The organism is Pseudomonas sp. E6002 (genome assembly GCF_013385565.1).
Taxonomy (GTDB): Bacteria; Pseudomonadota; Gammaproteobacteria; order Pseudomonadales; family Pseudomonadaceae; genus Aquipseudomonas.
On the sequence record NZ_JACAPT010000038.1, the window covers coordinates 50004 to 63584 of the forward strand.

A 13581-nucleotide genomic window follows, 5' to 3' on the forward strand; every position below is an offset into this window, starting at 1 on the left:
GCATCCTGTGACGCTCCGCGTCACGACTTCAAAAGCGCATGCGGAGCGTCCAGGGCGGCGTTCCCACGCCGCGGAATCAAGGATTCTCCAAGTCATGCCCCAACGACTGGATAAACAACGAAAACAGCTCCGGCTGCGACGAGATATCCAGCTTGGCATACAGGTGCCGGCGGTGAACCTTGACCGTATCCGGCGAGATATTCAGCCGTTCGGCCATGGCTTTTGACGAAAACCCGCGCAACACCAATCGCGCTATTTCCAGCTCCCGTTCCGACAACACACCACAGCCGAAATGACTCAACGCGTCCCGTATCTGGCTGGCCATTTCCGCCGGCGCGGCCACTCGCTGGGTGCTTTGCTGCCAATGCTGTTGCATCAACGGCAACACCCAGGCCGCGAGCATGGTCATCAACCCCGTTTCCTCGCCGGTAAACAACCGCTGCATTCCCAACGACAGCGATAACGTCCCCGCACCCGGCAATTGCAGGATGAATTGCACCTCGTCTTCCAGCACGTTGTCGTGGAAGTAATTGAGGAAGTATTCACTCTGGCGAAAATGATCCGGCGCCACTTCCTCAAGGCGGTACACGCCACTGGCATACCCCTCGCGACACGCCTGGAAAAACGGGTCCAACAGGTACAAACCATTCAGATAAACCAGCATCGACGCCGGTTTGCTGCTCGGTTGTGCGTCGTATTCTTCCAGCGCTTCGGGCGGGCCATCGGCGGGGTAGAAGATCGCCAGGGCATTGTCGAAGGGCAGGCATTGGTGCAGCAACAGCACCAGTTGCTTCCAGAAACGCCCGGTGCCGATCTGTGCGACGGTACGCCCCAGGCCCGCGTGCATGCCGACTTCCCTGAACAGGCTCATGTGCAGCTCCACGCTAAGGATTCAGGCCGCAAGGGTTCGACTTTTGCCCGGCGGCGTCAAGGGGAGTACTCCAATAGGGGAATTGGCCGATTTACACAGAGTGTTTAAGTTGGCCGTCAGTCAGTGGGGAACATACCCTGCGCCGCTTCACCTTTTCGTTTCTGCCTCAAACCAAGAACAATCAAGAGGATAACGATATGAGTGCTCCTTCCACGCCCGACGGCGTGCTGAAACCCACCCTGAGCGTATTCGATGTAGTGGCCATCACCGTCTCGGCGGTCACCCCGGCCAGTTCAGTGTTCGTGATTGCGCCGTTTGCCATCCAGCAGGCTGGCAGCGGGGTGTTCCTGGCCTTTGTGATGGCCGCCTTGCTCGCGCTGATGTTCGCCTTTTGCTACGCCGAACTCGGGCGTGCCCACAACAGCGCCGGCGGCGAATACGTGTATGCCAAGCGGGTGTTCGGCGGCATGGCCGGCTACGCGACGTTCCTCACGGTACTGGTGATGCTGCTGTTTATCCCGCCGGTACTGGCCACCGGGGCGGCGACTTACCTGAATAACGCCCTCGGTACCCAATTCGATTCGCAAACCGTGGCCCTGGTGATTGTGGTGTGCAGCTACGCCCTGGGCATCCTCAATATCAAGCTGAATGCCTGGATCACCGGCACCTGCCTGCTGCTGGAAGTGGCGGCGTTGCTGGTGATCGTGTTTATCGGCTTCGGCAACCCGGTGCAGCCGGTCAGCGTGCTGTTGCAACCGCAAATCGTCGAGAATGGCGTGCTGCACCTGGCGCCCTGGGCGCTGGTCATCGGCGCGGTGGGCATCGGCCTGTTCTCGTTCAATGGCTACGGTCCCGCCGTCTTGCTGGCCGAAGACATGAAGTGTGGCGGCAGGGGCGTGCACAAGGCAGTGTTGTGGTCCCTGGGCCTGGTGGTGGTCATCGAGCTGGTGCCGATCACCGCCTTGCTGATCGGTGCGCCATCCCTCAGCGCGATGATCAGCAGCCCCGACCCGATCGGCTACCTGCTGACCAGCCACGGTAACGAAACCCTGTCGCGGCTGGTCAGCGCCGGGATCTTCCTGTCGGTGTTCAACGCCATCGTCGCCATCGTCATCCAGATTGGCCGGGTGGTGTTCAGCAGCGGCCGCGATGCGCTGTGGACACCCACCATCAACAAACTCTTCACCCGGATTCATCCACGCTGGGATTCCCCGTGGTTGGCTACGCTGTTCCTGGCGGTCCCTTCGGCATTGCTCAGCTTCAGCTCCAACCTGGCGGACCTGACGTCTTTCAGCGTGCTGCTGATCATGCTGGTGTACCTGATCGTGGCGTTGAGCGCGTTGATGAGCCGGGTGTTGCTGCGTGACCGCGAGCACCCGTATCGCATGCCGTTGTGGCCGGTGCCGGCCTTGCTGGCGGTGCTGGGCGCCGGCTACCTGTTGGTGACCCTGGCGATTGCCGCCTCGGTTCGCGACATCATGATTATCATCGGCCTGTTGGCACTGTCGGTGATCCTGTATTGCATCAGTGGCCGGTTGAGTCCGGCGTTTCAAAAATTGTAAGGAGTGGTTATGCGTGCACGTCAATTGGGCATCACCTTGGGACTGGGTACGCCCGGTGAGTTGAATGCCATCACCGACGTTCCAGGGGTTCGGGTCGGCCACAGTACGATCAAGACCCGCATCGACGGCAAACACGTACGTACCGGCGTGACGGCGATCCAGCCCCGGGCCCGTGCCGCGCGGTATCAGCCGTGTTTTGCCGGCTACCACGTGCTCAACGGCAATGGCGACGCCACGGGCCTTGAGTGGATCAGCGAATCGGGGTTGCTGACCACGCCGCTGGCGATCACCAACACCCACAGCATCGGGATTGTGCGCGACACGCTGATCGCCCTGGAGCGCGAAAGCCTCGAAGACCCCGCCGTGTACTGGTGCATGCCGGTGGTGATGGAAACCTACGACGGCTTGCTCAACGATATCTGGGGCCAGCACGTCGGCCCGGAGCATGTGCGCGAGGCGCTGGCCAACGCCGAATCCGGGCCGGTGGCGGAGGGCGCCGTGGGCGGCGGCACCGGGATGATCTGCCATGAGTTCAAGGGGGGCATCGGTACCGCGTCACGGCGCTTGCCGGCGGAGCAGGGTGGATGGACCGTCGGTGTGCTGGTGCAGGCCAACCATGGCAAGCGCCAGGAACTGCGCGTGGATGGTTACCCGGTAGGCCGGCAATTGATGGACATCCCGTCACCCTTTGCCGATCGCGGCACACCCGGCATGGGCTCCATCGTGGTGATCATCGCCACCGATGCGCCGTTGCTGCCCCATCAATGCCAGCGCCTGGCACAACGCGCGTCCATCGGGATTGCGCGCACGGGTGGCGGTACCGAGGACTCCAGCGGGGACCTGTTCCTGGCGTTCGCCACCGGCAATCAGGATTTGCCGGTGGCCGACTACGGGCGCAAGGGCTCGCCCCTCAGCACAGCCCTGCAAATGGTCAATAACGACCACATTTCACCGCTGTTCAGCGCGGCGGCGGAGGCCGTGGAAGAGGCGATCATTAATGCCATAGTGGCCGGCGAAGACATGACCACCGACCAGGGTGTGCGGGTGCCCGCGCTGGATGCCCACACACTCCTGCAGGCATTGCGCCAAACCGGCTGGCGCGGCCAGTAAGTGAACTAAGCCTTGTCCCGGTAATACGGGACAAACACTTAAATAGTGGCTATTCAATACTAACAATGACACGGTGACACTTTCTTAGTGCACCTCAGTCAATACTTTGGATCCATTCGCGACCAAATGTCTTTAGGAGTATTTAATATTTAAATAGCTGGATTTTAATAACGCGCTATTTGCCAGTGTTTGCAGGTTTTGTTCACCGGCCCAACTTTATCCTTGGATAAAAACCGCTGGACGAATGATTTCAGGTTGTGTCAGTTTTCTTTCGCCTTCAAAAGGGGCGAGTGATCGGACTTACTCGCCAGAGTGGGTCCGGTCGGACAAAAACTGTTCCACTTGCAAACAAGGAAGTACGTTTATGTCAAAAGTAAAAGACAAAGCTATTGTGTCGGCGGCTCAAGCAAGTACCGCTTACACCCAGATCGATAGCTTTAGCCATCAATACGACCGCGGTGGCAACCTCACGGTCAATGGCAAACCGTCGTTCACCGTTGACCAGGCCGCCGACCACCTGCTGCGTGAGAACGCCGCGTACCGGGACGTGGATGGCAACGGCAAGATCGATCTCACCTACACCTTCCTGACTTCGGCTTCGAGCGCGACCATGAACAAGCATGGGATCACCGGGTTCAGCCAGTTCAACACCCAGCAGAAAGCACAGGCCGTACTGGCCATGCAATCCTGGGCCGATGTGGCCAATGTCACCTTCACCGAGAAAGCCTCGGGCGGTGACTTCCACATGACCTTCGGCAACTACAGCGGCGGCCAGGACGGCGCAGCGGCCTTTGCCTACCTGCCAGGCACCAACGCCAAGTACAACGAAAGCGGCCTTGACGGTACTTCCTGGTACCTGACGAACAACAGCTACACGCCGAACAAGACCCCGGACCTGAACAACTATGGCCGGCAGACCCTGACCCACGAAATCGGCCACACCCTGGGCCTGGACCACCCTGGCGACTACAACGCCGGGACCGGCAACCCTTCGTACAAAGACGCGGACTATGGACAGGACACGCGTGGCTACAGCGTCATGAGTTACTGGAGCGAGAGCAACACCAACCAGAACTTCAGCAAAGGCGGGGTAGAAGCCTACTCGTCCGGCCCGCTGATCGACGACATCGCCGCGATCCAGAAGCTCTACGGCGCCAACTACAACACCCGTGCCGGTGACACCACCTACGGCTTCAACTCCAACACCGGGCGTGATTTCCTCAGCGCCACTTCATCGGCCGACAAGCTGGTGTTCTCGGTATGGGACGGTGGCGGCAACGACACCCTGGACTTCTCCGGTTTTACCCAGAACCAGAAGATCAACCTCAATGAAACCTCGTTCTCCGACGTTGGCGGCCTGGTGGGCAACGTTTCCATCGCCAAGGGTGTGACCGTGGAGAACGCCATCGGCGGTTCGGGCAACGACCTGCTGATCGGTAACGCAGCCGCCAACGTCCTCAAGGGCGGTGCCGGCAACGACATCATCTTCGGCGGCGGCGGTGCAGACCAGCTGTGGGGCGGCTCAGGCAACGACACCTTCGTGTTCGGCGCCAGCTCCGACTCCAAGCCGGGTGCGGCCGACAAGATCTTCGACTTCACCTCGGGTTCGGACAAGATCGACCTCACCGGCATCACCAAAGGTGCAGGCCTGACCTTCGTCAACGCGTTTACCGGTCATGCCGGCGACGCGGTGCTGTCCTACGCTTCGGGTACCAACCTGGGCACATTGGCCGTGGACTTCTCCGGGCACGGCGTGGCGGATTTCCTCGTCACCACCGTTGGCCAGGCAGCCGTCACCGACATCGTGGCCTGATACACGCGTAAAGGAGGGTGGCGCACACGCGCCGCCCTCTGCCCTTGCATCCACCCCATGAACGGGCGAAGGTGATGACGCTATTTCGCAGTACCGTGGCCTGGAGTTTCCAGGTGTTGCTTATGTCGGCAGGAGCCACAGCAATGGCAAGCAGTCTGGTTTTACCTACTTCCGCGCAGTTGGCCGGGCATTGGGCGCTGCACCAGCAAGAGCAGGTGTGCGCACTGGACTTGATTGAGCAGGCTAACGCGTTAGGGGGCGATGTGGAGTGCGCCGGACAATGGCTGGGGGAAGCCCCCGTTAGTTGGACGCCTACTCCCGATGGTATTTGGCTGATGAATGCCGAAGGCACCGGCATAACCCATTTGAATCGCCAGAAAGAAGGCGAATATGAAGGTCGCGCAAAAAACGGCGCGGTATTGATATTGCAACGTGCACCGTAATAGTTCGTTATAACGATATAACCCGATTTTAATGTTTGCCCGCCCCTTATTGGGGCGCTCGGTAAACTATTGCGCGTCATTCGGCTCAGGGAAGATCAGGCAACATGGCGAAGACCACTCCCGTTGCACCATTGTTCAAGGCACTCGGCGACTACAAAAGTATTCTGATCAGTATTGGCTGTTTCACGGCATTGATTAACGTATTGATGTTGGTGCCGTCGATTTATATGTTGCAAGTCTACGACCGCGTGCTGTCTTCACAGAACGAAACCACCCTGGTGATGTTGACGCTGATGGTGGTGGGGTTCTTCGCCTTTATCGGTGTGCTGGAGGTGATTCGCAGCTTTATCGTGATTCGCATCGGCAGCCAGCTGGAGCGGCGTTTCAACCTGCGGGTCTACAAGGCCGCTTTCGAGCGCAACCTGCAACGGGGCGAAGGCCATGGCGGGCAATCCCTGGGGGACCTGACCCACATCCGCCAATTCATCACCGGGCCTGCGCTGTTCGCGTTTTTCGACGCGCCGTGGTTTCCGATCTATCTGTTCGTGATTTTCCTGTTCAACGTGTGGCTGGGTGTCTTGGCCAGTGCCGGTGCCGTGCTGCTGATTGCCCTGGCGTGCCTTAACGAATACCTGACCAAAAAGCCTCTGGGTGAAGCCAGCGGTTATTCCCAGCAATCCACCCAATTGGCCACCAGCCACCTGCACAACGCCGAAACCATCCAGGCCATGGGCATGCTCGGTGCATTGCGCAAGCGCTGGTTCAAGGTGCATTCGCAGTTCCTGGGCCTGCAGAACAAGGCCAGCGACACCGGCTCGATCATCAGTTCCCTGAGTAAATCCCTGCGCCTGTGCCTGCAATCGTTGGTGCTGGGCCTGGGTGCGCTCCTGGTGATCAAGGGCGACATGACCGCCGGGATGATGATCGCAGGCTCCATTTTGATGGGTCGGGTGTTGAGCCCCATCGACCAGTTGATCGCCGTGTGGAAGCAATGGAGTTCGGCCAAGCTGGCCTACCAGCGCCTGGACAACCTGATGCGCGAGTTTCCGCCTCAGGGCGAGCAGATGGCCTTGCCGGCGCCCAAGGGCAATGTGAGTTTCGAGCAAGTCAGCGCAGGCCCGCCGGGGCGACGTGTGCCGACCTTGCATCAAGTCAGCTTCAACCTGACGGCGGGCGAAGTGCTCGGCGTGCTGGGTGCTTCCGGCTCCGGCAAATCAACCCTGGCCCGCGTGCTGGTGGGCGTATGGCCAACCCTGGCGGGCACCGTGCGCCTGGACGGAGCCGACATTCATCGCTGGGACCGCGACGACCTCGGACCGCATATCGGTTATCTGCCCCAGGACATCGAACTGTTCAGCGGCAGCATCGCCGACAACATCGCGCGCTTTCGTGAAGCCGACCCGGAGCGGGTGGTGCAGGCCGCCCAACAGGCTGGTGTGCACGAATTGATCCTGCGCTTGCCCCACGGCTACGACACCGTGCTCGGCGACGAGGGCAGCGGCCTGTCCGGTGGGCAGAAACAACGGGTCGCCCTGGCCCGCGCGCTGTACGGCGGGCCACGCCTGATCGTGCTCGACGAGCCCAACTCCAACCTCGACACCGTGGGTGAAGCCGCCCTGGCCAGCGCGATCATGCAGATGAAAGCCCAGGGCAGCACGGTGGTGCTGGTGACTCACCGTTCCTCGGCGTTGGCCCAGGCCGACAAGCTGCTGGTGCTGAACGAAGGTCGTTTGCAGGCATTTGGTCCGAGCCAGGACGTGCTGCGCGCACTGTCCGGCCAGCAGGAAGCACCACGAGAAAAGGCCGGGGTCAGCCTCAGCCGTCAGTATCAAGCCGGAAGGAATCCAGGCGCATGAGCAGCGACAGCAGCATTCAAATCAACCGCGATTACGAACAGACCCACCCCGAGCACGACGCGCGTTTCTTCGCCCGCATGGGCTGGCTGCTGACGGTGGTCGGCGCCGGCGGGTTTTTCCTCTGGGCCAGTCTGGCGCCGCTGGACCAGGGGATCCCGGTACAAGGCACGGTGGTGGTTTCGGGCAAGCGCAAGGCGGTGCAAACCCTGAGCCCCGGCGTGGTCAGCCGGATTCTGGTGCGTGAGGGCGAGGCGGTGAAGCAGGGCCAGCCGCTGTTCCGGCTCGACCAGACGCAGAACCAGGCCGACGTGCACTCCCTGCAAGCCCAGTACCGCATGGCCTGGGCCAGCGTGGCACGGTGGCAGAGCGAGCGGGATAACCAGTCGACGATCACGTTTCCGGCGCAATTGAGCGGCAACCCGGACCAAGCCCTGGCACTGGTCCTCGAAGGCCAGCGTCAACTGTTCAGCAGCCGCCGCGAAGCCTTTGCCCGGGAACAGGCCGGGATTCGCGCCAGTATCGAAGGCGCTACGGCGCAACTGAACGGCATGCGTCGCGCCCGCAGTGACCTGACGGCCCAGGCGCAATCCCTGCGTGACCAGTTGAACAACCTGCAACCCCTGGCCGACAACGGCTACATCCCGCGCAACCGGCTGATGGAATACCAGCGGCAACTGTCCCAGGTGCAACAGGACCTGGCGCAGAACACCGGCGAAAGCGGGCGGGTGGAGCAGGGCATCCTCGAGTCGCGCCTCAAGTTGCAGCAGCACAGCGAGGAGTACCAGAAGGAAGTCCGCAGCCAACTGGCCGACGCGCAGTTGCGCAGCCTGACCCTGGAGCAACAATTGACCTCCGCCGGTTTCGACCTGCAGCACAGCGAGATCAACGCGCCCGCCGATGGCATCGCGGTCAACCTGGGCGTGCACACCGAAGGCGCCGTGGTGCGTGCCGGTGAAACCCTGCTGGAAATCGTGCCCCAGGACACCCGCCTGGAAGTCGAAGGGCGCCTGCCGGTGCACCTGGTGGACAAGGTCGGTGCGCACTTGCCGGTGGACATTCTCTTCACCGCCTTCAATCAGAGCCGCACGCCGCGGGTGCCGGGGGAGGTGAGCCTGATCTCCGCCGACCAGATGCTCGACGAAAAAACCGGCATGCCTTACTACGTGCTGCGCACCACCGTCAGCAGCAGCGCCCTGGAGAAACTCCATGGCCTGGTGATCAAGCCGGGGATGCCCGCCGAGATGTTCATCCGCACCGGCGAGCGCTCCTTGCTCAATTACCTGTTCAAGCCGCTGCTGGACCGCGCTGGCTCGGCGTTGACCGAGGAATGAGCATGAAGCCGATGTTCATCGCCTTGCTGCTCGCCTGCGGCAGCGCCCAGGCCGCCATGGGCCCGTTCGATGTCTACGAACAGGCCCTGCGCAACGATCCGGTATTCCTTGGTGCCATCAAGGAGCGCGACGCCGGCCTGGAAAACCGCACCATCGGCCGCGCCGGCCTGCTGCCCAAGCTCTCGTACAACTACAACAAGGGCCGCAACAACTCCCAGGCCACCTTGCCCGACGGGCGCGGCGGCAATTATCACGATGACCGCAACTACAACAGCTATGGCTCCACGTTCACCCTGCAACAGCCGCTGTTCGACTACGAAGCCTATGCCAACTACCGCAAGGGCGTGGCCCAGGCACTGTTTGCCGACGAGAGCTTCCGCGACAAGAGCCAGGCGCTGCTGGTGCGGGTGCTGACCTATTACACCCAGGCGTTGTTTGCCCAGGACCAGATCGACATTGCCCGCGCCAAGAAAAAGGCCTACGAGCAGCAGTTCCAGCAGAACCAGCATCTGTTCCAGCAGGGTGAGGGCACCCGCACCGACATCCTGGAAGCCGAGTCGCGCTATGAGCTGGCGACTGCCGAGGAAATCCAGGCGCTGGATGAACAGGACGCCTCGCTGCGCGAACTCGGGGCGCTGATTGGCGTGCAGAGCGTCAACATCAACGACCTGGCGCCGCTGAACCCGGGGTTTGCCGCCTTCACCCTGACCCCGGCCAATTACGACACCTGGCACGAACTGGCGCTGACCAACAACCCCAACCTGGCCTCGCAACGCCAGTCCGTGGAAGTGGCGCGTTATGAAGTGGAGCGCAACCGTTCGGGGCACCTGCCGCGCATCACGGCGTATGCCAGCTCGCGCCAGCAGGAATCCGACAGCGGCAACACCTACAACCAGCGCTACGACACCAACACCATCGGCATCGAAGTCAGCATGCCGTTGTATGCCGGTGGCGGCGTCTCGGCTTCCACCCGCCAGGCCAGCCGCGCCATGGAGCAGGCCGAGTACGAACTGGAAGGCAAGACTCGCGAAACCCTGATCGAACTGCGACGCCAGTTCAGTGCTTGCCTGTCGGGCGTCAGCAAGTTGCGGGCGTATCAAAAGGCGCTGACTTCGGCTGAAGCGCTGGTGGTCTCGACCAAGCAAAGCATCCTCGGCGGCGAGCGGGTCAACCTCGATGCGCTGAACGCCGAGCAGCAGCTGTACAGCACCCGTCGCGACCTGGCCCAGGCACGGTACGACTACCTGATGGCCTGGACCAAATTGCATTACTACGCGGGCAACTTGCGTGACACCGACCTGGCCAAGGTGGACGAGGCGTTTGGTCCTGAGAGCCGCTGATGCCTGGACGAGTGGTACTTGGTGCAAGGGAGCTTTGGTGGCATGGGCGCTTGTTTTGGCAAGGGCGCTTGTTGTGGCGAGGGAGCTTGCTCCCGCTGGGCTACGTAGCGGCCCCAAGATCTTGGGAGCGCTGCGCACTCCAGCGGGAGCAAGCTCCCTCGCCACAGGTATCTCAACAATAAGAAAAGGGACTCTTCATGATCACTGGTTCACCTCGCTTCAAACCTCTCACCGCAGGCTCCTTGCTGCTGCTGTCAGTGGCGGCCCACGGGCAGTACATCGAAGCCGGAAAAGTCGGCGACCCCGGCAGTTGGCGCACCGCCGAGTTCCAGAGCGACTGGGGCCTGGAGCGGATGAAAGCCAACGAGGCCTATGCGAGCGGCATCACCGGCAGTGGCGTGAAGATCGGCGCCCTGGACTCGGGTTTCGACCCCAACCATCCCGAAGCCTCAAAAGACCGCTATCACGCGGTCACCGCCAGTGGCACCTATGTCGATGGCAGCCCCTTCACGACCACCGGCGCGCTCAACCCAAACAATGACTCCCACGGCACCCACGTCACCGGCACCATGGGCGCGGCCCGCGATGGCGTGGGCATGCACGGCGTGGCGTACAACGCGCAGATCTACGTCGGCAACACCAACGCCAGCGACAGCTTCCTGTTCGGCCCCACGCCAGACCCCAAGTACTTCAAGGCAGTGTACAGCGCGCTGGTGGATTCCGGCGTGCGCGCGATCAATAACAGTTGGGGCAGCCAACCCAAGGATGTCAGCTACCAGACCATTGGCGACCTGCACGCTGCCTATGCCCAGCACTACAACCAGAACACCTGGCTGGATGCCGCTGCGGAGGTGGCCAAGGCCGGGGTGATCAACGTGTTCAGTGCTGGCAACAGCGGCTACGCCAACGCCAGCGTGCGTTCGGCCTTGCCTTATTTCCAGCCGGAGCTGGAAGGCCACTGGCTGGCGGTATCGGGCCTGGACAAGGCGAACAACCAGAAATACAACCAGTGCGGCATCGCCAAGTACTGGTGCATTTCCACCCCCGGGGCGTTGATCAACAGCACCATTCCCGATGGCGGTTATGGGGTGAAATCCGGCACCTCGATGTCGGCGCCCCATGCCACCGGCGCACTGGCGCTGGTGATGGAACGCTATCCATACCTGAACAACGAGCAGGCCTTGCAGGTGCTGTTGACCACGGCCACCCAGCTCAATGGCGCGGTCACCGATGCACCGACCACTCAGGTCGGCTGGGGCGTGCCGGACCTTGGCCGAGCAATGCACGGGCCCGGGCAATTGCTCGGGCCGATGAATGTCACGTTGGCGGCCGGGCAGGGCGATGTGTGGAGCAATGCGATCTCCGACAAGGCGCTGATCCAGCGTCAGGCCGAAGACAGCGCCGAAACCCTGGCCTGGCAGCAAACCCTGCGCGATAAGGGCTGGGAGAACGGCGTGGGCGCCGGCGCGAGTCAGCAGGACCAGACGGACTATGCCGTTGGCACTGCCCGTGCGGCAGCCGCGGCCCAGCGTATCTACGAAGGCAGCCTGACCAAATCCGGTGCGGGCAGCCTGATCCTGGCGGGCGACAACACCTACCGTGGCCCGACCACCGTGAATGGCGGCCGGTTGGCGGTGAATGGCTCGCTGACGTCCGCGGTGACGGTCAATGACAGCGGCACGTTGGGCGGCTCCGGTCGCATCGCGGCGTTACAGGTCAATAGCGGCGGCACCGTGGCGCCGGGCAACTCCGTGGGCACCTTGCAGGTGGCCGGGGATGTAAACCTCGCCGCCGGCTCCACCTATGCGGTCGAACTCACCCCCACCACCAGCGACCGGATTGTCGCCACGGGCAAGGCAATCCTCGGCGGCGGCGCCGTGACCCTGGCCCTGGAAAACAGCCCGACCCTGCTCAGCCTGCAACAGGCGGAAAGCCTGGTGGGGCGCCAGTACAACATCCTCCAGGCGGCTGGCGGGGTCCAGGGCCAGTTCGGTGCCGTGTTGCCCAACTACCTGTTCCTCGGCGGCACCCTCGACTATGCCGCCAACGGTGTGCAACTGGGCATTGCCCGCAGTGATGCGAGTTTCGCCAGTGTCGGTGCCACTCGTAACCAGCGGTCGGTGGCGGCGGCCGCCGAGCAGTTGGGCGCCGGTAATCCGGTGTACGAAAGCATCCTGCGGTCAGACTCGGCAGCCACGGCGCAGTCGGGTTTCCAGCAGCTGTCGGGAGAAATCTACCCGGCCATCGGCACAATGCTGATCAATGACAGCCGCCAGGTACGCGATGCCGTGGGCGAGCGCCTGCGCCATACGCCGGTTACCGGTGAGAGCAACGTGTGGGTCAAGGCGCTCGGCAGTTGGGGCAAGACCGACAGCCGCAGCGACACGGCAGGCTACACCAGTTCACTGGGCGGCATGCTGGCCGGTGTCGACGGCGCGCTGGACGAGCAGACCCGTGCCGGTCTCGTGGCCGGTTACAGCGACAGCTCGCTGAACATGGGCAGCGGCACGCATTCATCGGCGTCCATCGACAGCTACCACCTCGGCGCCTACGCCGGGCATGAGCTGGGCAATTGGCGCTTGAGCGTCGGCGGTGCCTACAGCTGGCATCGCGGCGACGTGAAACGCGACTTGCAGTACGGCGAAGTCAGCGGCAAGCAGAAGACCAAGCTGGATGCGCGCAGCGCCCAGGTATTTACCGAAGCGGCCTACCGTTTGAACGTGTCCTCGGTGGCGCTGGAGCCGTTCGCCAACCTGGCTTACGTGCATCTGGACAACGAGCGCTTTGACGAGAAAGGCGACGCCGCCGCGCTGGAGCGTGGCAGCGATAGCCGCGATGCAGTGCTGAGCACCCTGGGCCTGCGGGCGGCAAAAACGTTCCCTCTCAACGACCGCCAGCAACTGGACGTTTCCGGCTCGCTGGGCTGGCAGCACAGCCTGAGTGCCGTTGAATCCGAAGAGCACCTGGCGTTTGTCGCCGGAGGGCCGTCGTTTGCGGTGCAAAGCTCGCCGTTGATGCGCGACGCGGCATTGGTGGGCGTGCAGGCGAGCCTGGCGTTGAGCAAAAGCACACGGGTCAACCTCGACTACACCGGCCAATTGGCTGGCCGGGAAAAAATCCAGGGTGTGGGTTTGAGCCTGAACTGGCAGTTCTGAGCAAGATCCTGAGGTCGAAAGAGGTCAACTGTGGGAGCGGGCTTGCTCGCGAATGCGGTGTGTCAGTCGACGCACCTGTAGCTGAGCCACCGCATTCGCG

At 62.2% G+C, this 13581-nt stretch carries 9 protein-coding genes; 8 read left to right on the top strand and 1 reads right to left on the bottom strand.

The genetic code is table 11. The features are described from left to right. Positions 1 to 76: 76 nt before the first annotated feature. Entirely contained in the window at positions 77 to 871 is a 795-nt protein-coding gene (locus HX815_RS27535) for a helix-turn-helix transcriptional regulator (protein WP_008433783.1), read from the bottom strand. Positions 872 to 1068: 197 nt separating this feature from the next. On the opposite strand from HX815_RS27535, the gene HX815_RS27540 reads away from it, so the two are divergent. From HX815_RS27540 to HX815_RS27575, 8 genes are all read left to right on the top strand, one after another. After that, a complete protein-coding gene (locus tag HX815_RS27540) occupies positions 1069 to 2433 on the top strand; it encodes an APC family permease (protein WP_003217116.1) in 1365 nt (454 codons plus the stop codon). 9 nt (positions 2434 to 2442) lie between these two features. Then, a complete protein-coding gene (locus HX815_RS27545; RefSeq protein ID WP_177029226.1) occupies positions 2443 to 3543 on the top strand; it encodes a P1 family peptidase in 1101 nt (366 codons plus the stop codon). A gap of 364 nt (positions 3544 to 3907) precedes the next feature. Beyond that, a complete protein-coding gene (locus HX815_RS27550; RefSeq protein ID WP_177029227.1) occupies positions 3908 to 5356 on the top strand; it encodes a serralysin family metalloprotease in 1449 nt (482 codons plus the stop codon). Positions 5357 to 5430: 74 nt separating this feature from the next. Further along, entirely contained in the window at positions 5431 to 5799 is a 369-nt protein-coding gene (locus HX815_RS27555) for an AprI/Inh family metalloprotease inhibitor (RefSeq protein WP_050550305.1), read from the top strand. A gap of 104 nt (positions 5800 to 5903) precedes the next feature. After that, positions 5904 to 7655 (top strand): type I secretion system permease/ATPase, encoded by a 1752-nt coding sequence (locus HX815_RS27560; protein ID WP_134326662.1) that lies wholly within the window; start codon positions 5904 to 5906, stop codon positions 7653 to 7655. Continuing rightward, a complete protein-coding gene (locus HX815_RS27565) occupies positions 7652 to 8986 on the top strand; it encodes an HlyD family type I secretion periplasmic adaptor subunit (RefSeq protein WP_008433775.1) in 1335 nt (444 codons plus the stop codon). The genes HX815_RS27560 and HX815_RS27565 overlap by 4 nt, the downstream gene beginning before the upstream one ends. Positions 8987 to 8988: 2 nt before the next feature. Then, on the top strand, positions 8989 to 10326 hold the full coding sequence (locus HX815_RS27570) for a TolC family outer membrane protein (protein WP_003217106.1): 1338 nt from the start codon (positions 8989 to 8991) through the stop codon (positions 10324 to 10326). A gap of 197 nt (positions 10327 to 10523) precedes the next feature. After that, positions 10524 to 13481, top strand: coding sequence for an autotransporter serine protease (locus HX815_RS27575; protein WP_177029228.1), 2958 nt, complete (start codon positions 10524 to 10526; stop codon positions 13479 to 13481). The last annotated feature ends 100 nt before the right edge of the window (positions 13482 to 13581 follow it).

What these genes read in the sequence shown, in the direction of transcription:
- HX815_RS27535 (WP_008433783.1), bottom strand. Translation starts at nt 871, where the DNA reads ATGAGCCTGTTCAGGGAAGTCGGCATGCACGCGGGCCTGGGGCGTACC.
- HX815_RS27545 (WP_177029226.1), top strand. Translation starts at nt 2,443, where the DNA reads ATGCGTGCACGTCAATTGGGCATCACCTTGGGACTGGGTACGCCCGGT.
- HX815_RS27540 (WP_003217116.1), top strand. Translation starts at nt 1,069, where the DNA reads ATGAGTGCTCCTTCCACGCCCGACGGCGTGCTGAAACCCACCCTGAGC.
- HX815_RS27570 (WP_003217106.1), top strand. Translation starts at nt 8,989, where the DNA reads ATGAAGCCGATGTTCATCGCCTTGCTGCTCGCCTGCGGCAGCGCCCAG.
- HX815_RS27575 (WP_177029228.1), top strand. Translation starts at nt 10,524, where the DNA reads ATGATCACTGGTTCACCTCGCTTCAAACCTCTCACCGCAGGCTCCTTG.
- HX815_RS27560 (WP_134326662.1), top strand. Translation starts at nt 5,904, where the DNA reads ATGGCGAAGACCACTCCCGTTGCACCATTGTTCAAGGCACTCGGCGAC.
- HX815_RS27565 (WP_008433775.1), top strand. Translation starts at nt 7,652, where the DNA reads ATGAGCAGCGACAGCAGCATTCAAATCAACCGCGATTACGAACAGACC.
- HX815_RS27550 (WP_177029227.1), top strand. Translation starts at nt 3,908, where the DNA reads ATGTCAAAAGTAAAAGACAAAGCTATTGTGTCGGCGGCTCAAGCAAGT.
- HX815_RS27555 (WP_050550305.1), top strand. Translation starts at nt 5,431, where the DNA reads ATGACGCTATTTCGCAGTACCGTGGCCTGGAGTTTCCAGGTGTTGCTT.